The sequence below is a fragment of the Tissierella sp. MB52-C2 genome (assembly GCF_030931715.1).
GTDB lineage: Bacteria > Bacillota > Clostridia > Tissierellales > Tissierellaceae > Tissierella.
Map to the genome: position 1 here is coordinate 2,722,678 of NZ_CP133261.1, position 18,064 is coordinate 2,740,741.

Below are 18,064 nucleotides of genomic sequence, written 5' to 3' on the forward strand. Positions count from 1 at the left end.
TAAGATTATTACCTAATTCATATCCTTGCAAATAATATTAACCTAGGACATTTCTAGCTATTTCTATAGCCTCCTTTGCATCCTTGGCATAGTGGTCTGCTTTTATCATATTAGCATAATCTTGGTTTAGTACTGCTCCACCTACCATTATTTCGAAATTAGGATTTTGTTTTTTTAGAGTATGAATTATTTCCTCCATGCTTTTTACTGTAGTAGTCATTAAGGCACTAAGTCCTATTAACTTAATATCATTTTTAATAGCCTCTTCAAGTATTACTTCCTTAGATACATCCTTTCCTAAATCTATGACTTCATAATTATAATTTTCTAGCAGGACTTTCACAATATTCTTTCCTATATCGTGAATATCTCCTTTTACAGTGGCTAGAATAACTTTTCCCTTAGATATATCATCTTTAGATTCCTTGCTTAACTTTTCCTTTATAATCTGGAAGGAACTTTTTACAGTTTCTGCTGACCTTATAAGCTGAGGAAGAAATATATCTCCTTTCTCATATCTTTCACCGACTATATCCAAAGCTGGAATTATATATTCATTTATTATTTCTAAAGGCTCTTTATATTCCAATAGCTTAGATGTTGCAGCCTTGGCTTCCTCTTTTATGCCTTTTTGTATTATCTCTAATAAACTTCTTTGAATATCTATATTATCACTTTTAATTTTTTCTTCTGTCTTAATATTTTCATAAGACTTTAAATATTCTACACTATCCTTATCCTCATTCCATAAAACCCTAGATGCTTTAACTGTATCCATTATATCCTTATTCATTGGGTTAATAATAGATAGATCAAGACCTGCATATAGAGAAGCAGCAAAAAAAGTTTTATTTATTAATTCTCTATTTGGAAGTCCAAAGGATACATTAGATACTCCTAGTATAGTTTTAACCCCTAACTTTTCCTTTACCATGGTTAAGGCTTTTAATGTTTCCTTTACTCCTTCCTGTTGTGCAGCAGCAGTTAAGGTCAAACAATCTATGTATATATCAGATCTATCAATCCCATATTCCTCTGCTTTTTTTACAATACGTTCTGCTATTTTAAACCTTTCTAAAGCATTTCCTGGTATCCCTTTTTCATCTAATGTAAGACCAACAATAGATGCACCATATTTCTTTACAATGGGCAATATACTGTTTAGAATCTTTTCCTCTCCATTTACAGAATTTACTATTGCCTTTCCATTGTAAATCCTTAGTCCAGCTTCAATTGTCTTAGGATCAATAGAGTCAATTTGAAGAGGCACATCTAATATTGACTGTATCTCCTTAATAACTTTTATCATAGTTTTCTCTTCATCTATTTCTGGCAATCCCACATTAACATCTAATATTTCTGCACCTGCATCTACTTGATCAATAGCCTCTCTTAAAATATATTCCATATCACCTTTACAAAGTGCCTCTTTAAAAAGTTTTTTTCCTGTAGGATTGATCCTTTCACCTATTACCTTAATTCCATCTATAATTACTGTCTTTGTAGGGGTACATACACCACTTATGCCATGGTTCATTATCTTATCTGTTTTAATATCAATTACACCATTTACTAATGCTTCTATATGTTTATCAGTAGTTCCGCAGCAACCTCCCAATACTCTTACACCTTTTTTTGCAAAATTAATACCATAGGATGCAAATTCCTCTGGAGAAATATTATATTCTGTTTTTCCATTAACTATAGTAGGTAATCCAGCATTTGGTTGAACCATAATAGGCACCTTTGAAAACTTTAATATATCATCTATTAAAGGCTCAAGTTCTTTAGGTCCTAAAGAACAGTTTATCCCTAAGGCATCTACACCTAACCCTTCCAATACCATTACCATAGAAAGTGAATTGCAACCTGTAAAAGTTCTTCCATCCTCTTCATAACTCATAGTACAAAATACTGGTAAATTAGAATTCTCCTTAACCGCCAATATAGCTGCCTTTGCTTCATATAAATCAGTCATAGTCTCTATAAGAATTAAATCTACCCCATTTTTTACTCCTGCTAATACCTGTCTTTTAAAAATATTATAGGCAAGTTCAAAACTTAAAGTCCCCATAGGTTCTAATAATTCTCCAATAGGGCCTATATCTAAGGCTATATATACTTCCTTATCCCCTATGGCTTTCTTAGCATTGTCTATCCCCCTGCCTATTAATTCCTCAACAGTATAACGACTATCCTTTGCCTTGATTTCATTGGCACCAAAAGTATTAGTTGTTATAATATTGGCACCAGCATTTATATACCTCTTATGAATATCTATTATAGTTTCAGGAGAGGTAATATTAAGCTCCTCTGGCAATTCACCTATTTTTAACTCAGTATCCTGAAGCATTGTCCCCATGGCACCATCAAATAATAATATTCCCTGCCTCAATTTATCTCTAATCCCCACATCCATTCCCTCCTCTACTAAATATACATGTATCATATTTATTGCAACTCATACAACTTCTTTTCTCCTTAGATTCCTCTATATCTATAATACCAACTATGGCTGTAACAGCTTTTCTAGGTATTAGAATACTATGGGAGGATGCAGTTAAACCTATGGACTTCCCTGCATCTAGAGTCAATAGAAAATCATTTTGCACATGAATTGGTAAATCTCCATAACCTGGACTATATCTATATGTTAATGCTTTATTTTCAGCTTGTAACTTATTTTCTATTTCCTTACATATCTTGTCGCAAATCTCCTCAATAGCTACCGTAGCACATGCATCTAATATGACTGCCTTAGTCATACTTATTTTTTCATAGTATCTGATTTTAGTATCTACATTATGACCAAGGGTAGCTGCAATCAAAATACAGTCCTGTGATTTGCTTAAATGTTTTTTTATATCATTTCCATCTAAAATCAGTTTGCTTCCATGTAAAGATAGTTCATCATCTTTCCTATTAATGGAAAAAGTTTTATATATATATCTTTCCTTAGCCAATACCCCTATTTCATCCATGGCATCCTCAATTAACCTATCTGTAATATTATCTATCTTTTGATTTCTATAGCCCAAATATCTTAAAACCTCTGCCTTTTTTTTAGAATTTATACTCATAAGTCCTCCACCCTTTATTATTACTATAAAATTTTTAGTTACCAGAGATGGATGTGCTTAATGGAATTTCATTTATTGAATTTATTATAGAACCAATGCCCTTAGTTATAATCTTAGCTATATATGGGTTGTTCATGGAATAAAGATGTATTCCCCTTACTTCTGAAGATATTAAGTCTACTATTTGCTCCTGAGCATATGCTATCCCAGCATCTCTCAATGCCTCCTTATTATGCTCATATTTATTTATGATTTTAATAAATTTTGATGGAAGTGTAGCTCCACAAAGGGACACTATTCTTTCTATTTGTTTCTTGTTAATAACTGGCATAATACCAGCCTGTATAGGAGATTTTATTCCTTTTTGTTCCGCCTTATTTAAGAGATTATAAAAATAATTATTATCGAAAAATAGCTGAGATATAAAGTAGTCCGCTCCTGCTTCTTCCTTCAATTTCAATATATCAATATCTATACTTTTATCTTTACTTTCTATATGTCCTTCTGGATAACAGGCTGCTACTATACCCAAATTGCTATTTCTTTTAGCATAACCGATAATATCCTGTGAATTTTTAAATTCTCCCAAAGTCTCCCCATTATCTATTATATCACCTCTTAAGGCAAGAACATTACTTACTCCCTTAGATTCTAGGTCTTTTAATATATATTGCATTTGCTCTTCATTGGAGCTTATACAAGTTAAATGAGCTAATGCTTCAATATTATATTTATTTTTTATTAAAGATGATATTTCCGCTGTTCTGTTGTTAATAATACCTCCCCCTGCACCATATGTAACACTTATATAATCTGGCTTTAGGATACTTAATTCTTCAATTGTACTAAACACTGTATCTATAGGATATACAGGCTTAGGTGGAAAAATCTCAAAGGAATAAACCAACTTTTTTTCATCAAATAATTCTCTTATTTTCATTTTAATCCCCTTCCCTTTTTTGGATTGAGGGAGATAACCTCCCTTCTTATTTTATTCAGTAACTACAGCCTTTTTAAGAGCTTGATCTATATCGTATATAAGATCATCTACGTCTTCTATTCCTATGGATAGTCTTATTAAATCTGGGGTTGCCCCTGCGGATACTAGTTCTTCCTCACTAAGCTGAGCATGAGTAGTGCTTGCTGGATGTATAACTAAGGACTTTGCATCTGCAACATTTGCAAGATGTGAAAATATCTCCAAAGATTCAATAAATTTCTTTCCTTCTTCAATTCCACCTTTTATTCCAAAGGTAAATATTGAACCAGCTCCCTTTGGAAAATATTTCTTAGCCAAATTGTTATATTTATTGTCCTCTAGGCTAGGATAATTTACCCAATCTACTAATGGATGATTTTTTAGAAATTCTGCAACTTTTATTGTGTTAGATACATGCCTTTCTACTCTTAAGGATAGGGTTTCAAGTCCTTGAAGAAATAAGAATGAATTAAATGGACTTAAGCATGCACCTGTATCCCTTAAAAGTTGAACTCTTGCCTTAGTTATAAATGCAGCCTCTCCTATATCCCTTGCGTATACTAGACCATGATAACTCGCATCAGGAGTATTAAACTCAGGGAATTTTTCATTATCTAACCAGTTAAACTTTCCAGAGTCTACAATTACTCCACCTATTGAAGTTCCATGGCCTCCTATAAACTTTGTTGCTGAATGTACTACTATATCTGCTCCAAATTCTATTGGTCTTATTAAGTAAGGCGTCCCAAAGGTATTGTCTATAATTAGTGGTATATTATTCTCATGGGCAATATTTGCAACTGCTTCTATATCAATAAGATTAGTACCTGGATTTCCTATGGATTCTATAAAAACTGCCTTGGTCTTTTCATTTATTGCCTCCCTAAAGTTTTCTGGATTATCCGGATTAACAAAGACAGTGTGAATTCCTAATTTCTTTAAGGTTGTGGAGAATAAGTTGTATGTGCCACCATATAAAGTACTAGCTGCTACAATTTCATCTCCAGTGCCAGCAATATTTAATATTGAATAGGTAATAGCTGCTGAGCCTGATGCAAGGGCAAGGGCTCCTACTCCTCCCTCTAATATAGCAATTCTCTTCTCAAATACATCAGATGTTGGATTCATAATTCTTGTATAAATATTTCCACTTTCCTTCAATGCAAATAAATTAGCCCCATGCTCTACACTATTAAAAACATATGATGACGTTTGATATATTGGCACTGCTCTTGAACCTGTTACACTATCTACCTCTTGACCTGCATGCACTTGTAATGTATCAAATCCTAATTCTCTTTTACTCATTTTTTTGTCCCCCTTAATTTTTTATTATTTTATATGAATTTTATTAACTCTTTACTTTTTCAATCTGAAAATACTCATTTGTTTTTTGAATTACAACTTTAATTAAAAGTATTATACTTACCACATTCACTAAAACTGCAAAGCCATTTGCCACATCAGTTAGTGCAAATATAAAGTTTGAACCTGATATCGCACCGACAAAGCATAGTATTAATAGCAATATTCTATATGGAACTATGGATTTAGCTCCTAATATATAAGTTATACTAGTTTCACCATACCAGCTTCCTCCCAATAATGTTGAGTATGCAAATAAACAAGTTGCAACGTTACAATAATTTCACCTATATATCCTAAACTTTGACTGAAGGCTCTTGTACTAAGTAAAACGCTTTCATCTCCACTTTGCCATGCACCAGTTACTAAAATTATTAAAGCCGTAAAGGTACATACAACAAAAGTATCAATAAAAACCTCAGATATTCCAAAGAGCCCTTGCTCTACTGGATGATTAACTCTTGCCACTGAATGAGCCATAGGTGCTGTTCCACATCCTGCTTCATTGGATAATAATCCACGAGTTGCACCAAATCTTAAAGCAGTTAATTTTGAATATAAAAAAAGCCTCCATCACTTTGCAAAAATGCAAAGGGACGAAAGCTTCGTGTTACCACCCTAAATTTATATAAACCTCACGGCCTATACCTCATCAAGTACGCAGGATATAATCCCTAAATACTCTATCGCTGTAACGTGCGCACACGGGAATATCTAAAATAAATTCGACACTCCAACTCTAAGACCATATTCAGCTTGCTATCCTTTGCTCATTCTCACCACCCTGAGCTCTCTGTATAAGTATTCACACGCCTACTCTTCTTTTCCAAGTTTTTATTTTGTTTTCTTAATTGAATTTCTATGAGTATATCAACTATAATTTTACTTGTCAAGTATAATTATAAGAATTATTTTTAAAATTATACTTGAATATTATAATTTTATTATTATGATATATTTTTTAGAACACCTTCATTATCGCTTATATGGTTTATAATTTATATACCCCTATAGAGTATTAGATGTTGATATGAGGAAGATATATATGAAAGTTAATTATCTTAAAACCAACCGTTTCTTTACTCCTATTAGAAAGCATGATAGGATCATTACATTATTAGTGGCTGTAGGAGGCCTCTGGAGGCCAGAACTTGGTATCAATTTTGTCCCATAGGAACTTTGCAAAAACTTTCTTATAAGCTAGGTAAGCCTTTAGGTATTACAAAAAAGACATAGAAAAAGAGTCTCAGCAAAGTAAGGAGATATAATATTAAACCAAAAAGTCTTGGTTCCCCTGTCTCCAAAGGTTCCAAGACTTATGTCTACTACTCCAGCCGTAGGTTGCGGACTTCTAGCTCCCTTTGGTCGCTACAAGCCTCGCCAACCCTGACAGGGGTAGTACCTTCAGTTCAACTTCGCTAAAGCTTGTTTCACTGGGTACTACTCCCACTCGGCAAGTTCAGCGGCATTTCTAAACATTTATGTTTAGTTTTCGTGCTTTTTATGCCGATTTTTTATTTCAATTACACATATTATTTTGACTTACTGATTTTTGGTTGTCAACATCACTCCGCAGAACAAACATCCTCAAATTTCAGCTTAGATAATCTCACTAATCGAAGTATATAGTATTTTCCACTATATTTTACGACTGCTTATACTATACAACTGATAATTCCGTGTCAATCCAAGTTTCGATAGCATTTCTTATATCAATGATTGAGTCATCCAAGGAGATACGAAACCCTCGGCAACCTCCATCACAACAATCGCTTATACCTCTTTTTTTTCCGCACCCATATCCCTTTTCAATCATTTCTTGTATAAATGAAGGAAGCTTTTCGATGGTATCAGCGTATTTATGCGTGTTTTTCGCTTTGACATTTATTTGATAACCATTATTAAGTGATGCATTAATTGCCCATATCTCATTTCTTTTATAGGAATATTTAATCTTTATCCATAAATCTTTTATTTCCACATCGCATTTAAGCCCTTTATCCAAATAACGTTGATGTAGCTGCAATATAAAATCTTGCACATTGGCAGACAAAGTTTTCATAGTATCTTTTAATATAGAAATAACATCGTCGGTTTTATTATTTTTCAATACTCTATAATCACATCGTAATAAAATATCGGAGAAGCGGCAATAACTGATTGTATTGGACTTATTGACCTTCGATTTGTTGGGGTTTCTACCAAATTCTATCTCTGCTATTGCCATTACCTTCAAGCCCGTCAACATAGCAGGATTATCAGGATACGAAATTTTTATTCTTTCAGCTTTTAATAAATCCGGTTTTTTATCATTTAAGTTTATACCGTCAATCAATATGCCGCAATCAGTCAAGAATCGCAAGCATTCAATGCTTTTTGAAACGGGGATTTTCGTATTGATTATATTGTTTCCGACGGTAAGAGATTGAGCGCTTTCTGTTAGTACACCATGAAAACCTATATTCAATAATAAGCATTTCACATTGTGCAGGAATGGAAAATATACCGAAATAGTAACGCGGTCATCAAATACGTGAGCATTCTTTTTATGATGGTCATACGAATCACCTTCAACAATCAAAACATCGCAAAGCTGATACAAAAAGTTTCTGAACGCAAGAACTCCTTCTCGAATGTTTTCCTCGTTTGAAATATTTTCAAACATTGGCTTAATTGCATATGTTTCAGATATTTCTGGCGTAATAACATTTTTTAAGTGCTTTGCCATATCTTTGAGTGTCTTTCGCATTTATTTCACTTCTTTCTTCGCAAAGTCAACTTTATACTGCCATTCACCGTATTTTTTGTCGTTATCAGTTATCGTTCCTTCCGTAAGGGTGATACGCAGAACTATTGAATCAGGGTTGTCTTCATCGCCATGCGCATCGAACCATCTGAAATTTTTTTTCATCTTCGCTCGTATTTCCGCGTTCCTCTCGTCCTTTACCCAACCTAGATTTTCAACCGTTCCTTGAGCAACAAACAAGTCTAACCCACAAATGGAAATCTCGTTGTTTTTCTCAATTTCCAGCATTTTATTTTTATTTGCGTCTGTAGAAACATAAAATACGCCGTCTTCATAATAAGCATCAACCATACGGACAGCAGGGCGGGGATTGCCGACAGCATTCGGGGACAATGCAATAGTTGCAAGGGCAATAATGTTATCCTTACCGTTTCCGCAGTATTCTTCCATAAGCTTCATCGCATTTTCATACTTGTTCATAATAATTCCTCCATTTATTTTTTATTTCCCTATGGGTTCTGTCATACTTTGTATTTCGCAATTACCTAAATAATACATGGGAAATTCCTTGTATTTTTATATTCCTTCTTTTAGCTTGATTGGAAAATATCTTTGCATTTGTTTATAGCTAAGTCCCTTTTCTATGTCTTTATAGGCAATATCTCTTCCATCTTCATATAAATAAGGCATATTGAACATAACATTGCGACCTTTGTCAAGCTCAAAATTTGTGCTTTCAATCCATCGGCGAACTTTATCTTCCACTTTATGTATGCTCTCGTTATCTTCGTCAATACTAACTGCCATAGCGTATAAACCTCCCGGAAAATTGAACAATTTAAAAGGGCTTACATCCGCATTAGTAACACCATCTTTAACGGCACATATCCATTCAGCTTTGTCATTTTTAGATAGCAAAAAATCAAAACAATCGAAAATCACAATCTTATACAAATGACAATACCGCCACAATTGGTACATATATCCGCCTTCTTTGAACATTTCTCCCCAGGGTTGGTCGCCGCACGTTACCGCTTTGAATCCCGGTATCCTGACGACCATTATATCAGGAATTTTTTTATCCAATTTTTCCGTTATTTCAATCAAGCGGTTTATATTGGAAGGCTTGCCGATATAGTCAATGCTTATCAATTGTGTTTCAATCTTTTTAGCCTTGTTATACAGCAGTTTTATATCGGATTTGTCTGCAAAGTTCACTTGTTCGATTTCCCGTATAAAATCCATCACGATTTCTTTCAACTCATGCAAAAGCGCAACCTCGTCGTCTATGTTCTGTACTTTTTTCCCCAACACTTCTAAAACTATATCGGAACCGGAAGTGTTAAAAACACGTTGAATGTCTTTTATACTGATATTCAGCTTGCGTAATATGAGTATTTGTTCAAGTCGCCTAACGGCACTTTCGTCGTACATTCTATATGCGTAGTCATCACTTCGGGTACTGGACAGCAATCCCATTTCCTCATAATAGCGCAGTGTACGGGCTGTAATGTCATATCTACTTGACACGTCTTTGATTTTGATTAGGTTGTTCATTTGTTTCGACCTCTTTTCTAAATTATCAGGGATAAACTTAGTATAAAGGATTCCCCAAAGGAAGAGTCAAGAGGGTAATCCTATTTTTCTGTAGAAAATATAAACTTTCTCTCTTATTGAGAAACGGCATAACACCATACATAACATTTTTTATCTGCTACAACGCAAATTTACTAACATTTTATGAAAATTATACTCGAAAAAAATTAAATAGACAATATCAATTTACCCCACAAATAAAAACAACCCCTAGAAAACTATTATTTATCAGTTTTCTAGGGGTTTTGGATACTACTCCCACTCAATTTTCGAGATGGATGGTATAGCGCAATATCATTGATAATAAGGCATTTCAATGATCTATAAATTACTTAAAAAATAACAAAACAAGAAGTAAAGTGCACAAAAAGTGCAATTAGATATTCTTCTCATCTTAAAACTTCTATACCATCTCTATCCTAAGTATTTCTGATATTTATTTTTTATTGTAAGAAAAAGCCTTTGAATTTTTTGCCATTGAATTATCTATAATCCCAGTCTAGCACCTACTTCTGCTCTCTCAATATCTTCTCTCTCTGGATCCCAGCTTTCACCGGTTTGTCCGTCCCATATTTCTCCTGTTTCTACAAACCCAACTGATGCATATAGGCCTCTAGCTGCTTCGTTAGTCTTCCAATAAGATAAATAAATAGCATCAGCTTTTCCTTGGGGAAATGAACGTAAAAATTCGATAACTTTTTGCATAGCCTGTTTGCCAAACCCTTTACCTTGATATTTATGGTCTATCATAAAATGGTTTATTCCATAGGTAGCTTTGTCGCCAAATTCCTCAAATAAAAAGGTAGTTTCCGATAACTCAAAAAATCCCATATCCACTAACCCTACAACTTTATCATGATGATATATGGCAAAGGCCAGAGGAGGTTTCTCATTGTTGGTTACTTTAACATAGGCCCAAGCTAGTCTATAAATATTAGAATCCACATAACCGTCTTGCCCACTTGCTACTTTAAGCTCCAATACTTCCCTTAAATTATCCTGAGTAATTTTACGAAGTTCAATCATGATTGTTCCCCTCATCTCTTTATTTTTTCTACTGCATGACACGAGTATACCATATATTTCCACGATTAAGTATATTAACGAGCTCAAAAGTTAAAAATCAGGGTTTTTGAGAAGAAAATGACATGTTGGTGCGGGGATGGGCAGTGCCGGCAGGCAATAGCCCACGCCACCACCATAAAGTGCTTATTTTCTTCTTACTAGACTTGATATATAAAGCAACATCTCGAGAAAATTAAGTTAACAAAAATCGCTTCAAAGTTTGATATTACAATGATTTAAATGCGGTGTTTAAAGCAAAAGAAGGTGAGTTATTATCATATAATACTAAAATAACAGACACACCTACGACCAAAGAAATATGGATTTATGATGAACCGATATTCAGATGAATAAATAATGATAAAGAAAATATTTCGGAGCATTTAACTGAACAAAAATCAATTGATATCTTGTTAGCAAATAAGCAATATGACAGTTTAAAGAGAAAGCAAAAGCATTATGAAGAAATGCGCTGGGATGTCACTAATAAATTAAATAACAACATCAAATTTAATCCACCAACCGAAAATTTAGACTTCTCACCAAAGAACAATATTCACTGCTAACTTTTAGTTTTGAGGTGCAAAAAATTAATTTAGTGCAATGAAAGTGCAATCCAAAAATAAAAAAAGCTCAAAACCCTTGGTATTAAAGGGTTTAAAGCTCTCATCCGATTACTCCCACTCTGATAATCATAACATTTAAACTCAGTAAACTTAATGGCTTGCATATAATAATTAAATATTATAATGATATTTTTATTCAATTCTAAATGTTTTGTGTAAACTTATATAAATTATTTCTAAAGTTATATATAGATATAATTAAAAATAGGGCTTTTTTTTATTAAAGTTGATAACTAAGTTGTCTAAGTCTTTATAGGTATTAAATATATTTTCCCTAGATTAATTTAAAGTATAACAAATAAAGCTTAGAACCTCCTAAATTACTTCTTTATATCCAACAAGTTCTAATTTATTGGATTGGGTTTTATTACTTATATTTCCCCATATTTGTCACAATAGTTAATATTTTTATTTCTGGAATGATTTTTTCCATACACTATGTTTAAATCTTAATTATTACATTCTTGATTCTATAAAAGAACTCATACTTGGATAACATTTCCAAATTGTTTTCTTATATGAGGAGCTTTTGATAATTAAAAACTATATAGGGTATATTTATATTATAAGGTTTATAAAGGAGAGGTTTGTATGATTTCTATTGGAATATTAGTGGGTAGTTTAAGAAAAGATTCTTATAACATGAAAATTGCAAAATATATAGTTAAAAATTATAGTGATAAAGCTGATTTTGAAATTATAGATATTAAGGATTTTCCACTATTTAATGAAGATCTAGAGGATAATGTACCAGAATCAGTACTATATGCTAGAAAACAAGTTAAGGGTAAGGATGGAATCATAATAGTTTCACCAGAATATAATCATTCTATTTCTGGAGTTATGAAAAATGCCTTAGATTGGTTTTCTAGAGATGATTATGTAATGATGAAAAAGCCATATTTGATTATGGGTGCCTCTGATGGAAGTATAGGAACAGCAAGAATGCAAGGACATCTTAGACAGGTACTAAACTCTGGTGCTTTTCAAATGTACAGTGTCCCTTATAATGAATTTATATTTGCTAGAATCCAAGATAATATGGATGAGTATGGAAATATAACTAATGAAGGTAGTATAAAAAGACTAAATAATAAAATAGACGAATTTGTTCAGTTTATAGAAACTCTCAGGTCTAATGTAAAGTAATAAATCTATAGGTAGTGTAAAAATACACACTACCTATAGATTTAATTTTTTCCCTATTCAATAGCTTTAATTGGCTCTATATTCATAGCTGCAATAACCTTAACTCTTTAAGTCTATAAATTACTCATATAATCCTTATGAAAATATCACTCTTTACAAATATTAAATAATGGTTTATAATTTATATACCCCCACAGGGTATCAAGTGTTAATATGAGGAGGATATATATGAAAGTTAATTATCTTAAAACCAACCGTACCTTTACTACTATTAGAAAGTACGCTTGGATCATTACATTATTAGTGGCTGTAGGAGGTCTCTGGGAGCCAAAACTTGGTTTATTAGTGCTATTTATTATGGCTGGGTTGACGATTACTTCATTTTTCACTGGTAGATATTGGTGTGGCAATATCTGTCCCCATGGTAGCCTTTTTGATAGATTACTTTTGCCTATTAGCCCAAATAAGAAGATTCCTGACTTCTTAAAATCTAAAGTTATGATCATTGGATTCTTCATATTTTTTATGTTTAATTTTTCTAGCAAACTTCTTAATATATTTCAGTTATGGGGAAATTATGGCTTATTAGATAAATTAGGCTTATTATTTGTTAATACATACTTAATGGTATTAATCCTAGGAGGTCTTTTAAGTGTTATAATAACTCCCAGAACTTGGTGTCAATTTTGTCCCATGGGAACTTTGCAAAAACTTTCTTATAAGCTAGGTAAGTCTTTAGGTATTACAAAAAAGGCAGAGAAAAAGATTACAATTTCCAACAAAGATAAATGTATTAATTGTGGAAAATGTGCTAGAGTTTGCCCCTTTCAACTAGTTCCCTATACCAACTTTTCAGAAAAGAATCAATTTGATAATATTAATTGTATTAAATGTTCTACCTGTGTGAAGAATTGTCCTTTGGGACTATTATCTTTGGACATAGAAAGGGAGTTTCAGGAAAGTAAGGAGATATAACATTAAACCAAAAGTCTTGGCTCCTCTGTTCTCAAAGGTTCCAAGACTTTTGTCGATTGCTCCAATCAGTTGATTTTTATCCAATTAATTAGAATTATTTATTCATTTCATCTTGCAATCTGTCAATAAACATTGATATATGATACCCATCAACAATCCCATGATGTGCTTGTACTGTAATGGGCATTAGTAATTTTGAACTATATTGTTCATATTTTGCCATGGTTAGCATTGTTGTTAATTGATTTTCAGATATCTTTGAATTTGAAGAAAAATGTTCAAAGTGTGTCCATGGTATTGATGAAACATTAAATACATTTGGCGGTAAATCAAATTGTGGTAAAACTCCTTTTGACTCTGCATATTTTTTTATTAACTGCTTATACTTTCGATCAAATTCTATATAATCATCTTGTGGATCTTCCCATAATGTAAAAAAAGTACTACTGGTTTTGTTGAAATTTGTAAATGTTGGAATAACTCTATTCCATTCCACTAATGAATCATTATAGTACTATTTCCTAACAATATTCTTCTATCCCTTTCACTTCACACACCACAAGATTAGACTAGCTTTTGTTGTATGCATGTTTTTACATATTTCAACATCGTAATTTCCCCCATCAAAGGAGACATAAAATGTTCAAAATATGCAATATGCCCCATTGAAAATTTAAAATAATCTACTATAATAAAAAAACTGGCTACCTGTAAAAATGTACTAATATAAACTAAAATTTATAATTGCACTCAATATGTACTCAAATGTAAAAAACAACCCCAAAAATCTTTTAGATAAAGGCTTTCGGGGTTTCGTCTTGTTATTCCCACTCTATTTTAAGCGTACAGCATATAAGAACAAATGCAGTAAAATCAAGGAGTTTGGGAAAGTATTAAGTAAGATAAAACATATTAAATAATAATAAAAGTGCAATAATGATGCAATTTTTGCACCTAATCAGATACTTTTTTCTTCAAATAAAATTTATTTCCTAACTTAATATTCAATTAACTGACTATATTAATGGAGGGGATTGTATTGCAACTAACTGACTATATTAACTTGTGGGAAGAAACGAAAGAGCTTTGTTTGGAAGATGTAAAATCAACATTTGTTTCTTTATTTTCCGAATTAGATTTCTTACCATCAATTTATCATCCTATTTTGCATAAATTCCTTAAGAACTCATTATAGAGGGCAAAAATAAAAAGAGAGTCCAATCGGTAAGAACTATGTATTTTCTGAATTGGTAAACCCTATTTACAATCGTAATGAAAACCAAGTAGTAGTTTCTATAGCTGTAAGGTATCTTGACCAAGATACTAAAACAACACAAATATCACAATTTGATTTAGTACTGGAGAAAAATGAGGACAACTGGAAGGTTGTATTATAAAAACATGATTAGACAGAGAGTTGATCAAGGTGAATTTTCTGTCTAATCATTCGAATTAACTTTTTCTTATTTTAAATAATAATATATACGAAAATAACAACACCTGTTTCTTAATAAATTAAAGAAATTACTTTATTTTAATTAAATTCAAAAAAGATTGTAATATTTCATTTGTTTTTGCCACAGCACTTATAGTTAATTTTATGCTTTCAACAGGAATTAAATCGATATCTAAATGTCTTAAATTTTGAGAAACTAGCTGTGGTACTATCGTCATACCTTCTCCTAAAAGAACATATCCATATAAAAACTCACCAAAAGGAACATATTTAATAATATTTAATTTAATATTATTATCATAAGCATAAGATTTAATTTTATCAGAAGTATCACAAGGAAAATTATGCAAGATTAGAGGATATTCTTCAATTTTTTCCCAACTAAGCTCCTTCAGTTGACCTAAATTATACTTTTTTGGAACAAGTGCAACATATTTTTGTTGGAAAAGATCTTTTTTTACTAACTGCCCTTCATAAAAATAGTTATCTATCAAACTAATGTTAACCTTATTGTTCTCCAAAGAATTAATCAAAGCTTTTGAATGATTTTGAATAAAAACGCAATGATTTCCTAAATTACAATTTGTCAGATATGATGTTGCAATACTTGGCAAACTTCCAATAGTCATTTGTTTTGATTCATTCATTTCTTGTAATTCTAGTGTGATTAAATTTGATTGATGAATAAGGCTCTTCGCTTGATTATATAAATATAATCCTGCTTTTGTCATTTCTATTCCTTTAGAGGTTCTATTTAGTAATAAGATATTGTATTCAGACTCTAAACTTTTCAACTGTTTGCTAAGAGCTGGCTGAGAAATATTTAATTTTTCGGCCGCTTTTGTAATACTCTTCTCTTCTACTATAACAATATAAGACTTTAACCATTCTAAATTCATATTTATCTCCATAACTTTTAGTTATCTTTCGGATAACAATTTTGTATTTCAATACTACACTAATTAATTATACAATAATTATATAGATAGTATATATTAAAGTTTGTTTTTTACACAAATTAAGATGAGAGCACATATTTATCTATAACAAATTGGAATGAAGGAGGATTTAAATATGAGAGCACTAGTTTTTGAGCCTGTAAATAAAAGAGTAGTTCATAAAGATATACCAATCAATGACCCAAAGTCAGGTGAAGTAAAAATTAAACTAAAAACTGCAGGTTTAAATCGACGAGATTTATTCCTAATCAGTGATTTACCTAACAAAAAGGAGCCTTTTGTTCTTGGTTCAGATGGAGCAGGTATTATTGTTGATTTGGGGGAAAATGTAACAAATTTTAATCTGGGAGATGAAGTAATTATTAATCCTAGCTTGGAGTGGGACTCTAAAGAAAAAGTACCAAATATACCACAAATATTGGGTTCACCCACTAACGGTACTTTTGCTGAATATGTTATTGTTCCAAAAGAAAATATAGTTGTAAAACCTGATTTTTTAACTTGGGAGGACGCAGGTGTATTATCACTGTCTGCATTAACTGCTTATCGAGCATTATTTACAAAAGGAGCTTTACAGAAAGGCCAACATTTACTCATACCTGGAATTGGAGGTGGAGTAGCAACATTTGCTTTAATGTTTGCTAAATCTATTGGTGCAGAAGTTACAGTTACTTCTAGAAATATAAAAAAGTTAGAAAAGGCAAAAGAAATGGGAGCAGATAGATTATTGAATTCAGATGATGACTGGAAGACAGCTTTAGAGAAACATAAAGTGGATTTAATTTTAGACAGTATTGGGCCAGCAACTTTTCCAAAATATTTTGATATTTTAAAACCAAATGGAACCATCGTAAATTTTGGTAGAAGTTCTGGTTCAAATATTAATATATCTCTATCAGAATTTTTTTCATCTCAGTTCAATATCTTAGGTACTTCTATGGGAAGTAAAGAAGAGTTTGTTAAAATGATACAATTTATTTCAAATCATAAAATCAGACCTATTATTGATCAGATGTACCCGTTATGTGATTATCAAAAAGCACTTTCGCGAATGGAAAATGGTTTGCAATATGGAAATATTGTTTTAAATATTGATTTATAGGTTTATTGAACTATTAGCAAAGTGAATTTTCAAGATATTATATTTTAGAGAAAAGTTACTTATATATACAAAAATATGTCTATTAATCTTTTTTTAATTACCTTTTAATATGGAAAAATGAGCTGACCCATGTCAAGTAGACAATCAATTTAATCAAAAACATTATGCACATTTGGGTGCATGGTTTCGATATTCTAACGAAGCCATGCACTTTAATCTTTTTGAAACCTTTCTTCGTTGTAAAATCTAATATACTCAATTATCCTTTCCTTGAAATCCTCTAGAGTTTTGAAAGTCTTACCATAATACATTTCAGTTTTTAGCGTTCCAAAAAAACTTCCATAGGACCGTTATCTATGCATTTACTCACTCTAGACATACTTTGAATCATACCTGGTTTTTCTATCTTTCTCTTAAAGATATTACTGGTATATTGGAAACCTCTATCACTATGAAATATGGGTTTTGCTTCAGGATATTTTTGAATTGCCCTATCAAACATTTTGAAGACTAATTGATAGTTGTTTTTAAAGGATATTTCATATTCTATTATGCTGTTATCATACAGATCCATAATTGGACTTAAATAAAGTTTTGTACTATCTCCAAGGATTGAAAACTCATTTACATCTATAAGCCATTTTTCATTAGGATACTTAGCAGTAAAATCTCGTGATAGAACATTTTCTTTTATATATTCTGGTTTAATTCTCTTACGGTTAACCTTTTTTCTTCTAATTCTAGCTTTTATATCTACAGCTTTCATAAGTCTGTAGATATAGCCTTGTGAAAATGATTTTTGATTTAACCTGTTAATGAACATTGTCATTCTTCTATATCCCAAAATTCCATCAAATGTTGAATGATACTCAATAATTAACGAGCAAATTAGTTCATCTTGTTTTTCTTTTTCAGGTTTAATTCTTTTTTATGTTTGTAATATCCACTTCTTGAAACTCCTAATGA

15 protein-coding genes, 2 pseudogenes and 1 other annotated feature are annotated in these 18,064 nt (G+C 31.8%); of the genes and pseudogenes, 4 read left to right on the forward strand and 13 right to left on the reverse strand.

Going from position 1 to position 18,064, the window contains the following annotated elements; all coding sequences use genetic code 11:
* Positions 1-37: 37 nt before the first annotated feature.
* The 9 genes and pseudogenes from RBU61_RS13845 to RBU61_RS13885 all read right to left on the reverse strand — a co-directional run bounded on the left by RBU61_RS13845 (position 38) and on the right by RBU61_RS13885 (position 10,792).
* Complete coding sequence (locus tag RBU61_RS13845) at positions 38-2,419, reverse strand: homocysteine S-methyltransferase family protein (protein WP_374212448.1); 2,382 nt, start codon at positions 2,417-2,419, stop codon at positions 38-40.
* Positions 2,403-3,080: a methionine synthase gene (locus RBU61_RS13850; RefSeq protein WP_308876055.1), complete on the reverse strand. Its 678-nt coding sequence runs from the start codon at positions 3,078-3,080 to the stop codon at positions 2,403-2,405. Before RBU61_RS13850 ends, RBU61_RS13845 begins: the two co-directional genes overlap by 17 nt.
* A 34-nt stretch (positions 3,081-3,114) precedes the next feature.
* A complete protein-coding gene (locus tag RBU61_RS13855; protein ID WP_308876056.1) occupies positions 3,115-4,020 on the reverse strand; it encodes a methylenetetrahydrofolate reductase in 906 nt (301 codons plus the stop codon).
* A 51-nt stretch (positions 4,021-4,071) separates the two neighbouring features.
* Positions 4,072-5,367, reverse strand: a complete 1,296-nt coding sequence (locus RBU61_RS13860; RefSeq protein ID WP_308876057.1) for a homocysteine synthase — start codon at positions 5,365-5,367, stop codon at positions 4,072-4,074.
* Between the two features lie 43 nt (positions 5,368-5,410).
* A pseudogene (locus tag RBU61_RS19615) lies at positions 5,411-5,910 on the reverse strand (alanine:cation symporter family protein); the annotation flags it as partial.
* Positions 5,911-6,013: 103 nt separating this feature from the next.
* Positions 6,014-6,262 (reverse strand) — a binding site (T-box leader).
* An 822-nt stretch (positions 6,263-7,084) separates the two neighbouring features.
* Positions 7,085-8,173, reverse strand: coding sequence for a hypothetical protein (locus RBU61_RS13870; RefSeq protein WP_308876058.1), 1,089 nt, complete (start codon positions 8,171-8,173; stop codon positions 7,085-7,087).
* Positions 8,174-8,650, reverse strand: coding sequence for a hypothetical protein (locus RBU61_RS13875; protein WP_308876059.1), 477 nt, complete (start codon positions 8,648-8,650; stop codon positions 8,174-8,176). It lies immediately after the preceding gene.
* Positions 8,651-8,746: 96 nt separating this feature from the next.
* Complete coding sequence (locus RBU61_RS13880) at positions 8,747-9,727, reverse strand: MerR family transcriptional regulator (protein ID WP_308876060.1); 981 nt, start codon at positions 9,725-9,727, stop codon at positions 8,747-8,749.
* Positions 9,728-10,252: 525 nt separating this feature from the next.
* On the reverse strand, positions 10,253-10,792 hold the full coding sequence (locus RBU61_RS13885) for a GNAT family N-acetyltransferase (RefSeq protein WP_308876061.1): 540 nt from the start codon (positions 10,790-10,792) through the stop codon (positions 10,253-10,255).
* Positions 10,793-12,048: 1,256 nt separating this feature from the next.
* On the opposite strand from RBU61_RS13885, the gene RBU61_RS13890 reads away from it, so the two are divergent.
* Together RBU61_RS13890 and RBU61_RS13895 are read left to right on the forward strand one after the other, a co-directional pair.
* Positions 12,049-12,606 (forward strand): NADPH-dependent FMN reductase, encoded by a 558-nt coding sequence (locus RBU61_RS13890; protein ID WP_308876062.1) that lies wholly within the window; start codon positions 12,049-12,051, stop codon positions 12,604-12,606.
* 228 nt (positions 12,607-12,834) lie between these two features.
* Entirely contained in the window at positions 12,835-13,581 is a 747-nt protein-coding gene (locus RBU61_RS13895; RefSeq protein WP_308876063.1) for a 4Fe-4S binding protein, read from the forward strand.
* A gap of 94 nt (positions 13,582-13,675) precedes the next feature.
* Here the strand turns inward: RBU61_RS13895 and RBU61_RS13900 are convergent, their stop codons facing one another.
* On the reverse strand, positions 13,676-14,077 hold the full coding sequence (locus RBU61_RS13900; RefSeq protein ID WP_308876064.1) for a CatA-like O-acetyltransferase: 402 nt from the start codon (positions 14,075-14,077) through the stop codon (positions 13,676-13,678).
* A gap of 721 nt (positions 14,078-14,798) precedes the next feature.
* Here RBU61_RS13900 and RBU61_RS13905 point away from each other — a divergent pair.
* Positions 14,799-14,978: pseudogene (locus tag RBU61_RS13905) on the forward strand (conjugal transfer protein); the annotation flags it as partial.
* A 127-nt stretch (positions 14,979-15,105) separates the two neighbouring features.
* Here the strand turns inward: RBU61_RS13905 and RBU61_RS13910 are convergent.
* Positions 15,106-15,936, reverse strand: a complete 831-nt coding sequence (locus tag RBU61_RS13910) for a LysR family transcriptional regulator (RefSeq protein ID WP_308876065.1) — start codon at positions 15,934-15,936, stop codon at positions 15,106-15,108.
* A gap of 175 nt (positions 15,937-16,111) precedes the next feature.
* Between RBU61_RS13910 and RBU61_RS13915 the strand changes: the two genes are divergently transcribed.
* Positions 16,112-17,098, forward strand: coding sequence for a zinc-binding dehydrogenase (locus tag RBU61_RS13915; protein ID WP_308876066.1), 987 nt, complete (start codon positions 16,112-16,114; stop codon positions 17,096-17,098).
* A gap of 212 nt (positions 17,099-17,310) precedes the next feature.
* On the opposite strand, the gene RBU61_RS19620 is transcribed toward RBU61_RS13915, so the two are convergent.
* Together RBU61_RS19620 and RBU61_RS13920 are read right to left on the reverse strand one after the other, a co-directional pair.
* Complete coding sequence (locus RBU61_RS19620; protein WP_374212449.1) at positions 17,311-17,409, reverse strand: IS3 family transposase; 99 nt, start codon at positions 17,407-17,409, stop codon at positions 17,311-17,313.
* Positions 17,410-17,417: 8 nt separating this feature from the next.
* Positions 17,418-18,020, reverse strand: coding sequence for an IS3 family transposase (locus tag RBU61_RS13920; RefSeq protein WP_308879826.1), 603 nt, complete (start codon positions 18,018-18,020; stop codon positions 17,418-17,420).
* Positions 18,021-18,064 lie beyond the last annotated feature (44 nt).